The sequence below is a fragment of the Paraburkholderia franconis genome, assembly GCF_009362735.1.
GTDB classification, from domain to species: Bacteria; Pseudomonadota; Gammaproteobacteria; order Burkholderiales; family Burkholderiaceae; genus Paraburkholderia; species Paraburkholderia franconis.
Genome location: NZ_WHNP01000030.1, coordinates 52609 through 68888, shown reverse-complemented (window position 1 = coordinate 68888; position 16280 = coordinate 52609). Strand labels below are relative to the sequence as shown.

The window sequence follows — 16280 nt, the reverse complement described above, 5'->3', positions numbered from 1 at the left end:
CGTCATGCAACGGCTAAGCGCGGGAAATTACGCGTGGCCTGCCTTCAGTTGCAAACGGAACTTGTGCAGCAACGGTTCCGTATAGCCGCTCGGCTGCGCGCAGCCTTCGAACACCAGCGCGCACGCTGCCTTGAACGCGATCGAAGCATCGAAGTTCGGTGCCATTGGCTTGTAGTTCGGGTCGCTTGCGTTTTGCTGATCGACGACCTTCGCCATGCGCTGCAAGGTTTCCTTCACGAACTCCGGCTTGACGACGCCGTGACGCAGCCAGTTCGCGATGTGCTGGCTCGAAATGCGCAGCGTCGCGCGGTCTTCCATCAGGCCGACGTTGTGGATGTCGGGCACCTTCGAGCAGCCGACGCCCTGATCGATCCACCGCACCACGTAGCCGAGGATGCCCTGCGCGTTGTTCTCGACTTCCTGGCGGATCTCGTCGTCGCTCCATTGCGCACGTTCGACGACGGGGATGGTCAGCAGCCCGTCGAGCAGTTCGTCGCGCGCGCTCGCGAAGTCCGTGCGTTCCAGTTCTTTCTGCACGGCCTGCACGTCGACCTGATGATAGTGCAGCGCATGCAGCGTCGCGGCCGTGGGCGAGGGCACCCATGCCGTGTTCGCGCCTGCCTTCGGATGACCGATCTTCTGTTCGAGCATCGCCTTCATCAGGTCGGGCATCGCCCACATGCCCTTGCCGATCTGCGCGCGGCCGCGCAGGCCCGCAGCGAGACCGACGAGCACGTTGCTGCGCTCGTACGCGGCGATCCAATTGCTCGACTTCATATCGCCCTTGCGCATCATCGGGCCCGCTTCCATCGAGCTGTGCATCTCGTCGCCCGTGCGATCGAGGAAGCCCGTGTTGATGAACGCGACGCGCGCCGAAGCCTCGCCGATACACGCGGAGAGGTTCACGCTCGTGCGGCGCTCTTCATCCATGATGCCCATCTTGATCGTGTTGCGCGCCAGCCCGAGCAGATCTTCGACGCGCGCGAACAGCTCGCTCGCGAACGCGACTTCAGCGGGACCGTGCATCTTCGGCTTGACGATGTAGATGGAGCCCGTGCGCGAATTGAGCTTGTGCGTGCGGTCGTGCAGCGCGCACAGCGTCGTGACGACGGCGTCGAGGATGCCTTCCGGAATTTCGCGGCCGTCGCGATCGAGCACGGCCGGGTTCGTCATCAGATGGCCGACGTTGCGGATGAACAGCAGCGAGCGTCCGTGCAGGCTGACGTGCTGGCCGTTTGCGCCCGTGTACTCGCGGTCCGCGTTCAGGCGGCGCGTGAACGTCTTGCCGTTCTTCGTGACTTCTTCCGTCAGCGTGCCGACCATCAGGCCGAGCCAGTTGCGATAGAGCTGCACCTTGTCGTCGGCGTCGACGGCGGCAACCGAGTCCTCGCAGTCGATGATCGTGCTGACAGCCGCTTCCATCAGCACGTCCTTGACGTGCGCGGGATCGGTCTTGCCGATCGAATCGTTTGCGTCGATCTGGATTTCGAAGTGCAGGCCGTTGTGCTTGAGCAGCACAGCCGACGGCGCATTCGCATCGCCCTGATAGCCGACGAACTGCGCCGGGTCTTGCAGCGCGGTCGCGCCGCTCTTCAGCGCGACGCTGAGCTTGCCGTTCTCGACGCGGTAGCCGGTTGCGTCCTTGTGCGAACCGTTCGCGAGCGGCGCGGCATCGTCGAGGAACTTGCGCGCATACGCGATCACGCGCGCGCCGCGCACCGGGTTGTACTTCGCGGCGCGCTCGGCGCCGTCGGTTTCGTCGATGGCATCGGTGCCGTAGAGCGCGTCGTAAAGGCTGCCCCAGCGCGCGTTCGCCGCGTTCAGCGCGTAACGCTGGTTCGACAGCGGCACGACGAGTTGCGGGCCCGCCTGTTCGGCGATTTCGCGGTCGATGTTCTCCGTGCTGGCCTTCACGCTCGCAGGCGCCGGCACGATATAGCCGATGCTTTCGAGGAAGCTGCGATACGCGCGCAGGTCGCGCACCGGGCCCGGATTGGCGCGATGCCATTTGTCGAGTTCGACCTGCAGGCGGTCGCGTTCGGCGAGCAGCGCGCGGTTCTTCGGCGCGAGGTCGTGCACGATGGCATCGAAACCGGCCCAGAATGCGGCGCTATCGACACCGGTTCCAGGCAGGGCTTCCTTTTCGATGAACTGTTCGAGGTTCGCGGCGACCTGCAATCCGCCGCGTTGAGTCATTTGAGTCATGGGCTGTTCCAAGAGGGGCGAGATTTCGACTAGCTTCGGGGCGGCGTTCAACCATTCGCACCGGTGGCAACGGCCGCGGCACCGGCCTTTGCCACTTGCGCATCCTGATCGGCCTTCACGCCGGAAACACCGACGGCGCCGACCACCTGACCATTTACCACAACGGGCACGCCGCCTTCCAGCGTACCCGAGAGCGGTGCGCTCAGGAACGCGGTGCGGCCGCCGTTGATCATGTCTTCATACTGCTTCGATTCGCGGCGGCCCAGCGCGGCCGTGCGGGCCTTCTCCGTCGCGATGTAGGCGCCGATGGGCGCGCAGTTGTCGAGGCGCAGCAGCGCGAGTTGATGGCCGCCGTCATCGACGACGGCAATGGCGACGGCCCACTGGTTGCGTTCGGCTTCGGCGCGCGCCGCTTCGATGATTTTCGTCGATTCGGCGACCGTCAGAAGGGATTTTGTCTGCATATTGCATTTCCTGAAACGATTGAGGTGACTTCCATCTACAGACCGGTCGCGAGTCGCGGATCGACATGACAGGCGGCGCACGCACGTACGATTTACGCGCGTGCGAGGTCCAGTCTTATATATGACTTGGGGTCCATTGTTCCGCGTTCTTGGCTGCTTGTCGACCCGGTGGAACACTGGTCTTACCAGTTTTTTCTGTCCCCTTGTAGGTCTTGTCATTACGCGGCATTGGCACGCAAGCGCCGCGCCAGGGAAAACCCGCGCCGGCCACCGATGCGCTTGACCCTCGGTCGAGCTGCGCGAATACTACTAAGATGTTAGTGAATCGACGGATGCAGCCAGGCTATGTTCGTAATCCACGATCACCGGATTCATCTCGAAGGCGAGCCGCTCGCACGTGATATCGATGCGCCCACCGTGAGCGCGCTGCTGGCGGATGGAAGGGCGTGTCGTCCGCCCGTGGGCGGCGCGGTTTATGGCACGTTGCTGAACGATCGTGCCGCGCTCGATGCGTTGGGTGACGCCGTCCATGCTCCGCCGTACAAGGCGCCGCCGAAAGCGCCCGTTCTGTACGTGAAGCCGCGCAACACGCTCGCAGGGCACGGCGCGCAAGTCGTCGTGCCTGACGATGAGCATGGCGTGCAGGTCGGCGGATCGCTCGGCATCGTGATCGGGCGCACGGCGTGTCGCGTGAGCGTCGAGCAGGCGCTGGAATTCGTCGCGGGATACACCGTCGTTGCGGACCTTTGCGTGCCGCATGCAAGCGTTTATCGGCCATCGGTGCGGTTTCGCGCGTGCGATGGTTTCTGCGTGACCGGTCCCGCCGTGATCGCGCGACGGCACGTGGCCGCGCCGGATGCGCTGCGTATCGCGATCGGCATCGAAGGACAGCGCGCTTTCGAAGCGAGCACTTCGACTTCGATTCGCAACGTCGCGCGATTGATCGCCGACGTGACCGACTTCATGACACTTTCCCCCGGCGATGTGCTGACGCTGGGTGTCCCGCATGGCGCGCCTGTCGCATACGCGGGCGACAAGGTGCGCATTGCGATCGGCGCATGGACGCCGTTGCGCTTCTCGATGACATCGAAAGAAGGAGACGAACGATGATGCGCGGCCGAGTTGCGTATGCAGGCGCCATTCACGAGGCGTATCCACATGAGCGCGGTGTGCGGCTCGCCGATGGCCGCGTCTGTCGAGAAGAAGAAGTCGTATGGCTTGCGCCCGTCGAGCCCGGCACGATCTTCGCGCTCGGTCTGAATTACGCGGAGCACGCGAAGGAGTTGCAATTCTCGAAACAGGAAGAGCCGCTCGTGTTTCTGAAGGGACCGGGCAGCGTGATCGGTCATCGCGGCGTGACGCGCCGTCCCAATGATGTGACGTTCATGCACTACGAGTGCGAACTCGCCGTGGTGATCGGTCGGCCCGCGAAAGAAGTCAAACGCGATGAAGCAATGCAGTACGTCGCCGGCTACATGATCGCGAACGACTATGCGATCCGCGACTATCTGGAGAACTACTACCGCCCCAATCTGCGTGTGAAGAATCGCGACGGCTCAACGGTACTCGGCCCATGGTTCGTCGATGCGGCCGACATTGCCGATGTCACACAGCTCGAGTTGCGCACCTATGTGAACGGCACGCTGCAACAAAAGGGCAATACGCGCGACCTCGTCACCGACATTCCCGCGCTGGTCGAATATCTGAGCAGCTTCATGACGCTCGCGCCCGGCGACGTCATTCTGACAGGCACGCCCGAGGGCGTCGTCAATGTGAATGCGGGCGACGAAGTCGTCTGCGAGATCGACGGCCTCGGCCGTCTCGTCAACGTGATTGCTTCCGACGCGGACTTCAACCGCGACTGACTGTTTAGGACATGCCAATGCGAATCGAACATCTGATCAACGGCGAATCGACGAAAGCGCGTGACTACTTCGAGACCGTGAATCCGGCGACGCAAGAAGTACTGGCCGAAGTCGCGCGCGGCACGGGCGAAGAGATCGACGCGGCTGTGCGCGCAGCGAAAGACGCGTTCCCCGCATGGGCCGCGAAGCCCGCAGCCGAGCGCGCGAAACTCGTGCGCAAGCTCGGCGAACTGATCTCGAAGCACGTGCCCGAGATCTCGGACTCGGAAACGCGCGACACAGGTCAAACGATTTCGCAAACGCGCAAGCAACTGGTGCCGCGTGCCGCCGACAACTTCACGTATTTCGCGGAGATGTGCACGCGCGTCGATGGCCATACGTATCCGACCGATTCGCATCTGAACTACACGCTGTTTCATCCCGTCGGCGTGTGTGCGCTGATTTCTCCGTGGAATGTCCCGTTCATGACGGCCACGTGGAAGGTCGCGCCGTGTCTCGCGTTCGGCAATACGGCTGTGCTGAAGATGAGCGAGCTGTCGCCGCTCACGGCCTCGATGCTCGGCAATCTCGCGCTCGAAGCGGGGATTCCCGCGGGTGTGCTGAACGTCGTGCACGGCTATGGCAAGGAAGCGGGCGAACCGCTCGTCGCACATCCCGATGTGCACGCCATTTCGTTCACCGGCTCGACGGCAACTGGCAATCGCATCGTGCAGACGGCGGGTCTGAAGAAGTTCTCGATGGAGCTGGGCGGCAAGTCGCCGTTCGTGATCTTCGACGATGCCGATTTCGAGCGCGCACTCGATGCCGCCGTGTTCATGATCTTCTCGAACAATGGCGAGCGCTGCACGGCGGGCTCGCGGATTCTCGTGCAGAAATCGATCTACGCGAAATTCGCGGAGCGCTTTATCGAACGCGCGAGACGTCTCGCGGTTGGCGATCCGCTCAGTGAGAGCACGATCATCGGTCCGATGATCAGCCAGGGCCATCTCGCGAAAGTGCGCAGCTATATTGAGCTGGGGCCGAAGGAAGGCGCGACGCTCGCGTGCGGCGGACTCGATGCGCCATCGTTGCCCGACGCGCTGAAGCAAGGCAACTTCGTCGCGCCTACTGTATTCGTCGACGTCGACAACCGCATGCGTATCGCGCAGGAAGAGATCTTCGGGCCGGTCGCGTGCCTGATTCCGTTCGACGACGAAGCGCACGCCATTCGCCTCGCCAACGATATCTCGTACGGCCTGTCGAGCTATGTATGGACCGAGAACACGGGTCGCGCGCATCGCGTGGCGGCAGCGATCGAAGCGGGCATGTGCTTCGTGAACAGCCAGAACGTGCGTGATCTTCGCCAGCCGTTTGGCGGCACGAAGGCTTCAGGTGTTGGGCGTGAAGGCGGCACGTGGAGCTATGAAGTGTTTCTCGAACCGAAGAACGTGTGCGTGTCGCTTGGATCGCATCCTATTCCGCGCTGGGGCGTTTGATTTTTTTGCACGCTAATCTTCCGCAGGTAGCAGCTTCGCATGAGACTGAAGTAAAAGGAGACCGCGATGGGCAAGCTCGCACTGGCTGCCAAAGTCACGCATGTGCCTTCGTTGTATCTGTCCGAGCTCGATGGACCGCACAAGGGTTGTCGACAGGCGGCCATCGACGGGCATCGTGAGATCGGCCGGCGTTGCCGCGAACTGGGTGTCGATACGATCGTCGTGTTCGATGTGCACTGGCTCGTCAATAGCGAGTATCACATCAATTGTGCGCCGAAATTCGAAGGCATCTACACGAGCAATGAACTGCCGCATTTCATCAACAACATGGCGTATGCGTATCCCGGCAATGTGAGGCTCGGTCAGCTGATTGCCGAAGTCGCGAATGAAATGGGCGTGAAAACGCGCGCGCATAGCGAGACGTCGCTTGACCTCGAATACGGCACGCTGGTGCCGATGCGTTACATGAATTCGGATCAGCGCTTCAAGACGATATCGATCGCGGGATGGTGCATGTGGCACGACCTGCCGACGAGCGCGCGCTTCGGACTCGCGGTGCGCAAGGCCATCGAGGAACGCTACGACGGTACTGTTGCGATTCTCGCGAGCGGTTCGCTCAGCCATCACTTCGCTAACAACGGCACGGCCGAGCAGTTCATGCACAAGGTGTGGGACCCGTTTCTCGAACAGACCGACCGGCACGTTGTGTCGCTATGGGAGAAGGGCGACTGGAAGACCTTTTGCGGCATGCTGCCGCTCTACAACGAGAAATGCTGGGGCGAAGGCGGCATGCACGACACGGCGATGCTGCTCGGCGCACTCGGTTGGGACCGCTACGAAGGCAAAGCCGAAGTGGTAACGCCTTATTTCGGCAGTTCGGGCACCGGGCAGATCAACGCGATTTTTCCCGTGACGCCGTTGCCGGCCGAATTGCTCGAAGGAGTTTGAACGTGCCACATCTCACGCTCGAATACAGCGCCAATCTCGCGAACGACGACAGCATCGGCGAGTTGTGCAGAAAGCTCGCGGAAAGCCTCGACGCGCAACGCGAGAACGGTCAGCGCGTTTATCCGCTCGGCGGCATACGCGTGCGTGCGCTGCGTTGCGAACAGTATTGCATCGCGGATGGCAGAGAAGATGCCGCCTTTCTGCATGCGAACCTGAAGATCGGCGCGGGTCGCTCGGAGGTCGTAAAGAAAGCGACAGGCGATGCGCTATTCGATGTCATCAAGCAGCACTTCGCCGAAGCCTTCGAAAAGAAGGGCGTTGCGCTGTCGCTCGAAATCAGCGAATTCAGCGAAGCGGGCACGTGGAAGCACAACAATCTGCATGCGCGCCTGAAGGGCTGAGCGCGAATGCCTTGCATGGGACTGGAATTGATCATGCTAGACCAGACGACCATTCGCGAACTCGCGGCGAAGCTCGACCACGCCGAGAAAACGCGCACGCAATTGCGGCATTTTTCCGCTGCCTATCCGGAGATGACGATCGAAGATGGCTACGCGATCCAGCGCGAATGGGTGAAGATGAAACTGGCCGAAGGCCATGTGATCAAAGGGCGCAAGATCGGCTTGACGTCGCGCGCGATGCAGCGCTCTTCGCAGATCGATGAGCCGGACTATGCGCCGCTTCTCGACAGCATGTTTATCGAAAGCGGGCAGGACATTCGTGCGGATCGCTTCATTGCGCCACGCGTCGAAGTTGAACTGGCGTTCATTCTCGCGAAGCCACTCAAAGGCCCGGGCGTGACGCTGTTCGACGTGCTCGACGCGACGGCATACGTGACGCCCGCTGTCGAGATCATCGATGCGCGCATCGAGCAGTTCGACCGCGACACACGCGCGCCGCGCAAGGTCTTCGATACGATCTCGGACTTTGCCGCGAATGCGGGCATCGTGATGGGCGGCCGTCCCGTGCGCCCGATGGATGTCGATCTGCGCTGGGTCGGCGCATTGCTCTACAAGAACGGTGCCGTCGAAGAGAGCGGTCTTGCAGCGGCTGTGCTCAATCACCCGGCGACAGGCGTTGCGTGGCTCGCGAACAAGATCTCGCCGTATGACGAGAGCCTGAATGTAAACGACGTGATACTCAGCGGCTCATTCACGAGTCCGGTTTCCGCGCGCGCCGGCGATACGTTCCATGTCGATTACGGCCCGTTAGGCGGTATTGCGCTCAACTTTGTCTGAGGGCTCGCGATGGAACGCGTTCAGAATCGCTTCAAGCGCGCATTGGCGCAAGGCAAGCCGCAATTCGGATTGTGGGCGGCGCTTGCCGATGCGTACGTCGTCGAACTCCTCGCGACGGCGGGTTTCGATTGGCTGCTCATCGACAATGAACACGCACCCAACAATGTGCGCAGCACGCTCGCGCAATTGCAGGCAGTGTCGGCGTATCGGTCGCATCCTGTCGTGCGGCCGGTCAAGAGCGATGCAGCGATGATCAAGCAGTTGCTCGACATCGGTGCGCAGACCTTGTTGCTGCCGATGATCGATACCGAGGAACAGGCGAAAGCGGCTGTCGCGGCGACGCGTTATCCGCCGCAAGGCGTGCGCGGTGTCGGCAGTGCGCTTGCGCGGGCGTCGCGCTGGAACCGTGTGCCCGATTATCTGGCCACTGCTTCGGATGAGTTGTGCGTGCTGGTGCAGGTCGAGACACTGCAAGGGCTGTCGAATCTGGATGCGATTGCGAACGTCGATGGCGTGGACGGCGTATTCTTCGGGCCTGCGGATCTGAGCGCGTCGATGGGCTTTCTCGGCAAGCCTGGCGAACCCGTCGTGCGTGAGGCGATTCGCGAGGGCATTCGAACGGTGCACGCGGCGGGCAAGGCGGCGGGCGTGCTCGCGCCGGATCGCGCGTTCGCCGCCGAATATCTGGAAGCGGGCGCGACGTTCGTCGCCGTTGGTACCGATACGGGTCTGCTCAGCCGCGCGGCCGCCGATCTTGCGGCCTCATACATCGGAGACGAGAGGCGCGCGGATACGACTGTAAAGGGCGGGTACTAGCGTCGCGTGGATGCGTTCGATGCGGAGGCGGCACCATGACGTCATCGATCAAAATCAAACTCGTGCTCTTCGACATGGAGGGCGTGTTGTCCCATTACGACCGTGCAGCGCGGACCGATCGAATGTCGTTGATCACGGGCAGGCCGCCCGAGGCCGTGCGCCACGCGATCTGGGGCTCAGGGCTCGAAGCGCGCGCCGATGCCGGGGAGATCACCGACGACGAGTATCTGCTCGAACTCGGCAATCTGCTGGGTTGTCCCGTCAGCCGCGACGACTGGCTCGTTGCGCGCCACGCGTCGATCACGCCTAACGCCGAATCGCTCGCCGTCGCTGCACGGATCGCCACGCGTCGCAAGATCGCCGTGCTGACCAACAACTGCCGTCTCGTCACCGATCACATCGGCTATCTCAACCCGCCTGTTGCGCAACTTTTCGGCTTGCATGTCTATCCGTCGGCTGCGTTCGGTGCGGCGAAGCCCGCCGTCGAAGCGTATCTCGGCTGTGTCAGTCATCTGGGTGTTGATGCGAGCGAAACGCTTTTCATCGACGACTCCGAAGCCAACGTCACAGGCGCAATCGACGCCGGTTTGCACGCATATCAGTTCGTCGATGCGGATGCGCTATCGCGAGAGCTTGCGCGATTCGATCTGTTCTAGCGCGCTTCTATCGAGGCGACTTCGTGCGCCGGATGAAACGCTGTTCGATGACCGTCTTTCCCCACTGCGTACCGTCCGCCTCTTCGGCCAGCGTGAAGCCGAACGCCTCATACAGATGACGCGCGGCGTCGAGGCCCTTGAACGTCCAAAGGTAGGTCTCGTCGAAGCGTTCGTCGACGAAGGCCATCGCGCGTCTCATCAATTGCCGGCCCAGACCTGAGCCGCGCAGCGAATCGTCGACGATGAACCAGCGCAGGTGCGCGATGCGCGTCGATGCATCCGAGTCGATGGCGACCGACGCAAGCGTGCGCGCGTTGTCGACGACGAGCCACAGTCCCTTATCGGGATCGGGCAATGACTCTGCGAACGCTGCGAGCTCTGTCGCGACGCGCTTTTCGAAGAACACGCCGAAGCCTGTGTGCTGTGAGTAATAACGCCCGTGAAGACTCGCGATGTCGCCGATGCAGCCGGGGTAGTAGCCCTCGACGATTTGCACGTTCGGCGTCGATGGCGTCTGATTCTCCCTGGCATCGTTGTCCTGCGCGAGCGCGCTCGCATACAGCGACAACGCGCGCACCAGCGCCTGTTGATCGGAGGGCGCGAGCTTGCGCAATGCGCTCGATACCTGATCGGTTGCGAACTTGTCGATTTTCTTGCGCAGCTGCTGGCCTGCTCTCGTCAGATAAAGCTCCGACGAACGCCCGTCCTCGCTCGATGCCGTGCGCTCGACGAGCCCCGCCGATTCGAGCTTTCCGATCTGTCTGCTGGCATTCGACTTGTCGAGGCGCAGAAGATGAGCGAGATCGCGCGCCTGCATGCCGGGCGTGGCGCCGATTTCGAGGATCGCGTGCACGGCCGACGGCGCAAGATCGCTTTCCGCGAGCGTGGATCGCATGAAACCGAGTTCGCGAACGAGCTTGCGCGAGAACTCCCGCAATTCGAGGATGGTCTTGTCGCGCGATTGAGAAGGTTTATCGATGATATCCACCACGGCTCCCAGAGTTGCGCTTCGCAACTACTATAGTTGCGAAGCGCAACTTACGCAAGGAGTGTGATTTCTCTACGCCTCGCTTATCTGTATGTGATAGAGCCCCCACGGACACAGTACGAAGCGGTCTTTCAGCGGCTTCGTCGCGAGTTGTGGAATGTTGTCGGCGTCGTAGATTGCCCATAAAGGACCGAGTCCGCCCAATGGCATCGGCTTGCCGTCCATGTGAGTCGCGACGATGAATTTCCAGGCGCGCATGTTGTCGAGCGTCGTCAGCACCGTATAGCCATCGACGGCACGCAATAAAATCCTGGTGTCGCCGAAAGTGGGTGCGCCGGCCTGTTCGAGTACGTTCGTCAGCAGTGGGCCGCTTAACGTGTGCTGCTTCGCGTCGTATTCGATCGTCGGCTTGATCGTCACAACGGGCAGGGCGGCGACGGACGGATAATCGAACGTATAAGCCTCCGGAAATTTGACGAGTTGCTTCGCCATCAATTGATCGAAGGCCGGATCGAGTGCGCCGCGATTCGTGCGCTTGATCGCACCCGAGATCGTCAGGATCGCGGACGCCGCCGCGCAAGCGGGATGCTTCGTGTTCGTGGCGGCGAACGCAGGCGTCACGGCTGCGCCGAATGCAGCGGCGCCGGTCAGGAACTGACGTTTGTTCATGTTCATTTGCTCCGCTGATGAGCCTGTGTCCAGGCGATTGCCGGTCGACGCGAAGGTCTGCGCTGGCGCGTGCGCGTTTCATGATGCTCTGCGGTTTTTACAGGCGCAACGTTAAACCTGCGGTCGCCAAACCTTTCACCGATGCTGACGCGGCAACGCGTCGGCGTAGAATCGAATCGCGTTGAATGCGGCTTTTCATTCAATCCGCGCCCATTCCACGGAACCGGGGAGGATCGCGCATGAAAGACGAATCGCAAGGCGAATTGGCGCCGCTCGTCGTGGTGCATCCCGACAGGGAGATTGCAACGAGTCAGCGCCTGCCGTATTTCGTGGGCATTTCGGCGACGACGACGGGCGCGCAGGCGTTGTCGATGCACCTGATCGTGGTCCCGCCTGGCGGACACGCTGAACCGCACATTCACAGCGGCTACGAAACGGGAATCTATGTTCTGGAAGGGCGCGTGGAAACGCGCTACGGGCCGGGCTTGCGTCAGTCAGTCGTAACGGAAGCCGGGGACTTTCTCTTCATTCCGCCCGGCGTGCCGCATCAGCCTTTCAATCTCAGTACGACGATGCCGGCTCGCGCAATAGTCGCGCGCAATCATCCTGAGGAACACGAGCAGGTGGTGCCCTACGATCCGTCCAGCGCGCCATAGCAGCGTGTTCAAGACGTATCAGAAAAGCTGAACGATTCGATGCGGATTACGCGTTTTTCTTACGCTGGCGATTGCGGCATAGTAGTCACACGACGACCTACCCGAGATTGTGACTGCCATGAACATGCGAACCGACCACGCGTTGCTGGCCGATCCCCAACTGAGCTTCGCGAATGTCGCATCGGGCATCTGCATTCCGTACATCGAACGCGGCGCGGGTGAGCCTGTGGTATTCGTCCACGGATCGCTGTGCGACTACCGTTACTGGGATGCGCAGATCGCGCCGCTCTCCGCGCGTTTTCGCTGCATCGCTCCGAGCCTCAGCCACTATTGGCCTGCTGCCGACGCGTGCATTCAGAACGATTTCAGCTGGCACGCTCACGTCACCGAACTGGCGGAGTTCATCGATGCGCTCGATCTTGCGCCCGTTCATGTGGTGGGACATTCGCGAGGTGGCTGCATTGCGTTTCATCTGGCGCGCGAATATCCGCGTCTTGTCAAAACGCTGACACTCGCCGATCCTGGTGGTCCGCTGCAAAAGGACGGCGTGCGCGAAGCATCGCTGCCCGCTGCCACGAACGCTTTGCGCGCAAAAGTCGCGGGCATGATCGAAGAGGGTATCGTCGAGCCGGGACTCGAACTGTTCGTCGATTCCGTCAGCTCGCCCGGTGCGTGGAGAAAGAGCACAACCGCCTTTCGCACGATGGCGCTCGACAACGCGAGCACGCTGCCCAAGCAGTTTTGCGATCCGCTGCCAGCCTATTCGCGCGACGCGGCGGCGGAGGTAAAGTGCCGAACACTGCTCGTCGATGGGCAAAAGAGTCCGCGCATGTTTCGCAATAACGTCGACAGTCTTCAAGAGTGGATCTATCTCGCGGACCGGGGAACGATTGCAGGCGCATCGCACGGCATGAACGTCGCGAGTCCGGCTGCTTTCAACCGGATGCTCAGTTCATTCATCGAGTGTTGATGGCCTCACGACGCTCGCTCATTTGACGCGCAGCATCATCTCGACTTCGCGATCCGTATCGTCGTCGATTCCGTCGACGCACCGTTCGTTCTCGACGGCTTCAAATCCCGTCGATCTGTAGAGCGCGATCGCGCCGGCGTTTTCGGCGTCCGTATTCAGCGCGATATGGGTCAGGCCCATTGCGCGCGCGTGATCGATGGCGGCGGCAATCAGTTGCCGCGCGACGCCGTTCCTGCGATGCGCCTGCGCGACGAACAAACCCCACAGAAAACCCTTTTGCTGCACGGGACGCAACGGGTAACGCCTGAGCCCCGCCACGGCGATCAGCGTGTCGCCGTCGAAGGCGCCGAACACGATCTGGTTCGCCGTCGAACAGATACGCGCCTCGATTTCATCGAGCGAGCGTTTTCCCTCATCTTCGCGCGTGGACGTGAACGCATGAGGCGCTTCGTCGATAGCGCACAGGCGCAGCGACGCGTAGGCGATTGCATCGCTCGGACACAAGGGGCGAATGTGAGGGCGAACTCGGTTCATCGCGCGATTTTAAGGCACGGGCACGCGGATCAGGCGCAAGTGCGCTTCGAAATTCGTCGACATATGTCATCGTATAACATGCGCCTGCGATCACTTCTCAAATCTCTTGATCACGCATTGCCAGACATGCTAAGCGCGTATGACATGCCGATACGAAGCGCTGTAGAGAAATATGCTAGGGTAAACGCGTTATTGCAAAAATCGGTGCACCGCTTCATTCTGTCATCAGACAACCTATAAGCATATCCTTTCATGCTGCGGTTGCGAATCTTGCCGGCAGCGCGCCGGTGCGTCAGGAGGAGACGATTCATGGCCAACGTTGTGCAGGGCGTGTCTGTGGCACAGAAGACGCGAATTCGCTACGGGATCGTCGCAATGCTGTTCCTTGTCACGGCCGTCAACTATGCGGACCGTGCGACGCTTTCGATGGCGGGCACCGCGATGTCGAAAGATCTCGGTCTCGACGCAGTTGCCATGGGCTTCATCTTTTCTGCATTCGGCTGGTCGTATGTGATCGGTCAATTGCCGGGCGGCTGGCTGCTCGACCGCTTCGGATCGAAACGCGTTTACGCAGCGAGCATTTTCATCTGGTCGGTGTTCACCGTATTGCAGGGCACGGTCACTTACCTGAGCGTTTCGCTTGCGGTCAGCACGCTGTTTGCGCTGCGCTTTCTCGTCGGCTTGAGCGAAGCGCCGTCGTTTCCTGCCAATGGCCGCATCGTGGCTGCGTGGTTTCCCGCCGCCGAGCGCGGCACGGCTTCTGCGATCTTCAATTCCGCGCAGTACTTTGCGACGGTGATGTTCGCGCCGATCATGGGCTGGGTCACGCATCGCTTCGGCTGGCCGTATGTCTTCTATTTCATGGGCGCAGTGGGCATTGTCGTGAGCGTCGCGTGGATGAAGACGGTCTACGGCCCCAAAGATCATCCGCGTATCAGTCGCGCCGAACTCGACCACATCAAGGAGGGCGGCGCGCTCGTCGACATGGATGGGCCTAAGAAGCGCAACGTCGCGGATGAAGCGGCGACGCGCGAATCGAACGTCGCTGCGCAATCCACCGACGAAGCGCCGAAGTGGGCGTACGTCAAGCAGTTGCTGCGCAACCGGATGCTGCTGGGCGTTTATATCGGCCAGTACTGCATTACGACGCTCACGTATTTCTTCCTGACCTGGTTCCCCGTGTATCTCGTCAAGGAACGCGGCATGTCGATTCTCAATGCGGGTTTCGTCGCCGCCTTGCCTGCTGTGTGCGGATTCATCGGCGGCGTGCTCGGCGGGATCTTCTCCGATTTCCTGATTCGCAAGGGATACTCGCTGACCGTCGCGCGCAAGGTGCCGATCGTAGTGGGCATGTTGCTGTCGACAAGCATGATCGCGTGCAACTACGTCGACTCGTCCGCTGTCGTCGTGGCGATCATGGCGTTCGCTTTCTTCGGCAAGGGGCTGGGCGCGCTCGGCTGGGCCGTCGTCGCGGATACATCGCCGAAGCAGATCGCCGGTCTGAGCGGCGGCATGTTCAATACGTTCGGCAACATTGCCGCGATCACCACGCCGATCGTCATCGGCTACATCGTCAAGCTGACGGGATCGTTTAGTGGCGCACTCGTATTCGTCGCTTGCAATGCGCTGGTGGCAATCGTGAGTTATCTGCTGATCGTGGGTGAAATCAAGCGAGTGCAGTTGAAGTGATCTTCTGAATGCCCGCATTTCAGTTCGACCGATTGCGGGCATTTCGCGTTTGGCCAAAAACACGCGCTCGCTCGCATCCGCGCCGATAGGCGCCATCACTTAGCCGAACTTCAGCCCGGTCTGCTTCATCGCCTCCTGCAAACCGAGCTTGGGGTACCTCTTCGCGACAGTGCGCATATCGTTGCGCGTCTCTTCAATGAGCCAGTCGCGCAGGTTGGCTACGATCTGCCGCAACGGTTTGTTAGGCGGCGTGAGAAGACAGCAACGCCAATTTGTCACCATCACTTCATGTTCGGCGGGCAGTAAAGCGCCTTGCGCGAGCCAATGCGACACGACATCGAGCCTGCCGAGCGCGATGCCCTTGCCAAGCAGCGCGGCTTGCACGGCGCTTGCGTAATCGGCGAAGCTCATCGTGCCCGCGATACGTCGTCCATTTCCGATGAATGCGCTAAAGCGTTCGTGCCAGTCGTGCTGTTCGTCGTCCGTTACGATCAGCGTGTCGCCTTGCGCGCGGCCGGCGTCGGTACGAACCGTGTCGAGATAGCGCTGATTGCAGACGGGCAGCAACGTTTCCGGCATCACGAACACGGCGTTCTCGTTGATCTCGTTGTCGAGCAGAAAGCGTATGCCCAGATCCACGTCATTGAGCGGCCCGTCGCTATGTCCGCAAATCAGTTGAAACCGCAAATCGATGTGAGGGAACGCCTGCCTCACGCGGCTCGTGCGCGGCATCAGCCAGTGCGTTGCGAAGCCCGTCGATACGGACAGCATGACCGGCTCGACACCCGTCGCGCGGGCCTCGATTTCGCGTATTGCATTTTCGATGCCATCGAAGCCTTCCGAAATCGCGCGATATAGAATCTTGCCGCTTTCCGTCAACTCGATGCCGCCGCGCACGCGTTCGAATAGACGCACGCCGATATGATCCTCCATGCGTGCGAGCATGCGGCTCACGGCCGGCTGGCTCACATCGAGTTCCTGCGCGGCATGCGTGAAGTTATGGCAGCGCGCGGCCGCTTCGAACACGAACAGCGCATTGGCACTGGGCAATTTCTTGCGAAGGCTTGGCATGATGATGCCCGATCCATCGGGTTGGAAATCGCTGTC

General features: G+C 61.2%; 17 protein-coding genes. 11 read left to right on the top strand and 6 right to left on the bottom strand.

Features of this window, described 5'->3' with window-relative positions; genetic code table 11:
• Nucleotides 1-27 precede the first annotated feature (27 nt).
• Together GCT13_RS27585 and GCT13_RS27580 are read right to left on the bottom strand one after the other, a co-directional pair.
• Nucleotides 28-2205: a malate synthase G gene (locus tag GCT13_RS27585; protein ID WP_152763428.1), complete on the bottom strand. Its 2178-nt coding sequence runs from the start codon at nt 2203-2205 to the stop codon at nt 28-30.
• A 47-nt stretch (nt 2206-2252) separates the two neighbouring features.
• Nucleotides 2253-2669: a heme-binding protein gene (locus GCT13_RS27580; RefSeq protein ID WP_152763426.1), complete on the bottom strand. Its 417-nt coding sequence runs from the start codon at nt 2667-2669 to the stop codon at nt 2253-2255.
• A gap of 345 nt (nt 2670-3014) precedes the next feature.
• On the opposite strand from GCT13_RS27580, the gene GCT13_RS27575 reads away from it, so the two are divergent.
• The 8 genes from GCT13_RS27575 (at nt 3015) to GCT13_RS27540 (ending at nt 9667) form a co-directional block, all read left to right on the top strand.
• Nucleotides 3015-3779 carry a fumarylacetoacetate hydrolase family protein gene (locus tag GCT13_RS27575; protein ID WP_152763424.1) on the top strand — a complete coding sequence of 255 codons (765 nt, stop codon included), beginning with the start codon at nt 3015-3017 and terminating at the stop codon, nt 3777-3779.
• A complete protein-coding gene (locus GCT13_RS27570) occupies nt 3776-4534 on the top strand; it encodes a fumarylacetoacetate hydrolase family protein (RefSeq protein ID WP_152763422.1) in 759 nt (252 codons plus the stop codon). Before GCT13_RS27575 ends, GCT13_RS27570 begins: the two co-directional genes overlap by 4 nt.
• Nucleotides 4535-4551: 17 nt before the next feature.
• On the top strand, nt 4552-6009 hold the full coding sequence (hpaE, locus tag GCT13_RS27565) for a 5-carboxymethyl-2-hydroxymuconate semialdehyde dehydrogenase (RefSeq protein ID WP_152763420.1): 1458 nt from the start codon (nt 4552-4554) through the stop codon (nt 6007-6009).
• Nucleotides 6010-6075: 66 nt separating this feature from the next.
• Nucleotides 6076-6957 (top strand): 3,4-dihydroxyphenylacetate 2,3-dioxygenase, encoded by an 882-nt coding sequence (hpaD, locus tag GCT13_RS27560; RefSeq protein ID WP_152763418.1) that lies wholly within the window; start codon nt 6076-6078, stop codon nt 6955-6957.
• Nucleotides 6958-6959: 2 nt separating this feature from the next.
• Nucleotides 6960-7358 carry a 5-carboxymethyl-2-hydroxymuconate Delta-isomerase gene (locus GCT13_RS27555; RefSeq protein WP_321574659.1) on the top strand — a complete coding sequence of 133 codons (399 nt, stop codon included), beginning with the start codon at nt 6960-6962 and terminating at the stop codon, nt 7356-7358.
• A 33-nt stretch (nt 7359-7391) separates the two neighbouring features.
• Entirely contained in the window at nt 7392-8195 is an 804-nt protein-coding gene (hpaH, locus tag GCT13_RS27550) for a 2-oxo-hept-4-ene-1,7-dioate hydratase (protein WP_152763414.1), read from the top strand.
• 9 nt (nt 8196-8204) lie between these two features.
• Nucleotides 8205-9011 carry a 4-hydroxy-2-oxoheptanedioate aldolase gene (gene hpaI, locus GCT13_RS27545; protein ID WP_152763412.1) on the top strand — a complete coding sequence of 269 codons (807 nt, stop codon included), beginning with the start codon at nt 8205-8207 and terminating at the stop codon, nt 9009-9011.
• Between the two features lie 35 nt (nt 9012-9046).
• Nucleotides 9047-9667, top strand: a complete 621-nt coding sequence (locus tag GCT13_RS27540; RefSeq protein WP_152763410.1) for an HAD family hydrolase — start codon at nt 9047-9049, stop codon at nt 9665-9667.
• A 7-nt stretch (nt 9668-9674) separates the two neighbouring features.
• Here the strand turns inward: GCT13_RS27540 and GCT13_RS27535 are convergent, their stop codons facing one another.
• Both GCT13_RS27535 and GCT13_RS27530 read right to left on the bottom strand, forming a co-directional pair.
• Nucleotides 9675-10655 carry a bifunctional helix-turn-helix transcriptional regulator/GNAT family N-acetyltransferase gene (locus tag GCT13_RS27535; protein ID WP_321574658.1) on the bottom strand — a complete coding sequence of 327 codons (981 nt, stop codon included), beginning with the start codon at nt 10653-10655 and terminating at the stop codon, nt 9675-9677.
• A 72-nt stretch (nt 10656-10727) separates the two neighbouring features.
• Nucleotides 10728-11324, bottom strand: coding sequence for a molybdopterin-dependent oxidoreductase (locus tag GCT13_RS27530; RefSeq protein WP_152763408.1), 597 nt, complete (start codon nt 11322-11324; stop codon nt 10728-10730).
• 239 nt (nt 11325-11563) lie between these two features.
• On the opposite strand from GCT13_RS27530, the gene GCT13_RS27525 reads away from it, so the two are divergent.
• Nucleotides 11564-11980, top strand: coding sequence for a cupin domain-containing protein (locus tag GCT13_RS27525; RefSeq protein WP_152763406.1), 417 nt, complete (start codon nt 11564-11566; stop codon nt 11978-11980).
• A gap of 118 nt (nt 11981-12098) precedes the next feature.
• Nucleotides 12099-12950, top strand: coding sequence for an alpha/beta fold hydrolase (locus GCT13_RS27520; RefSeq protein WP_152763404.1), 852 nt, complete (start codon nt 12099-12101; stop codon nt 12948-12950).
• A gap of 18 nt (nt 12951-12968) precedes the next feature.
• Here GCT13_RS27520 and GCT13_RS27515 read toward each other — a convergent pair whose 3' ends face one another.
• Complete coding sequence (locus GCT13_RS27515; RefSeq protein ID WP_152763402.1) at nt 12969-13484, bottom strand: GNAT family N-acetyltransferase; 516 nt, start codon at nt 13482-13484, stop codon at nt 12969-12971.
• A 309-nt stretch (nt 13485-13793) separates the two neighbouring features.
• Here GCT13_RS27515 and GCT13_RS27510 point away from each other — a divergent pair, with 309 nt between their 5' ends.
• On the top strand, nt 13794-15173 hold the full coding sequence (locus GCT13_RS27510) for an MFS transporter (RefSeq protein WP_152763400.1): 1380 nt from the start codon (nt 13794-13796) through the stop codon (nt 15171-15173).
• Between the two features lie 99 nt (nt 15174-15272).
• Here the strand turns inward: GCT13_RS27510 and GCT13_RS27505 are convergent, their stop codons facing one another.
• Nucleotides 15273-16244 carry a LysR family transcriptional regulator gene (locus GCT13_RS27505; RefSeq protein WP_152763398.1) on the bottom strand — a complete coding sequence of 324 codons (972 nt, stop codon included), beginning with the start codon at nt 16242-16244 and terminating at the stop codon, nt 15273-15275.
• Between the last annotated feature and the right edge of the window lie 36 nt (nt 16245-16280).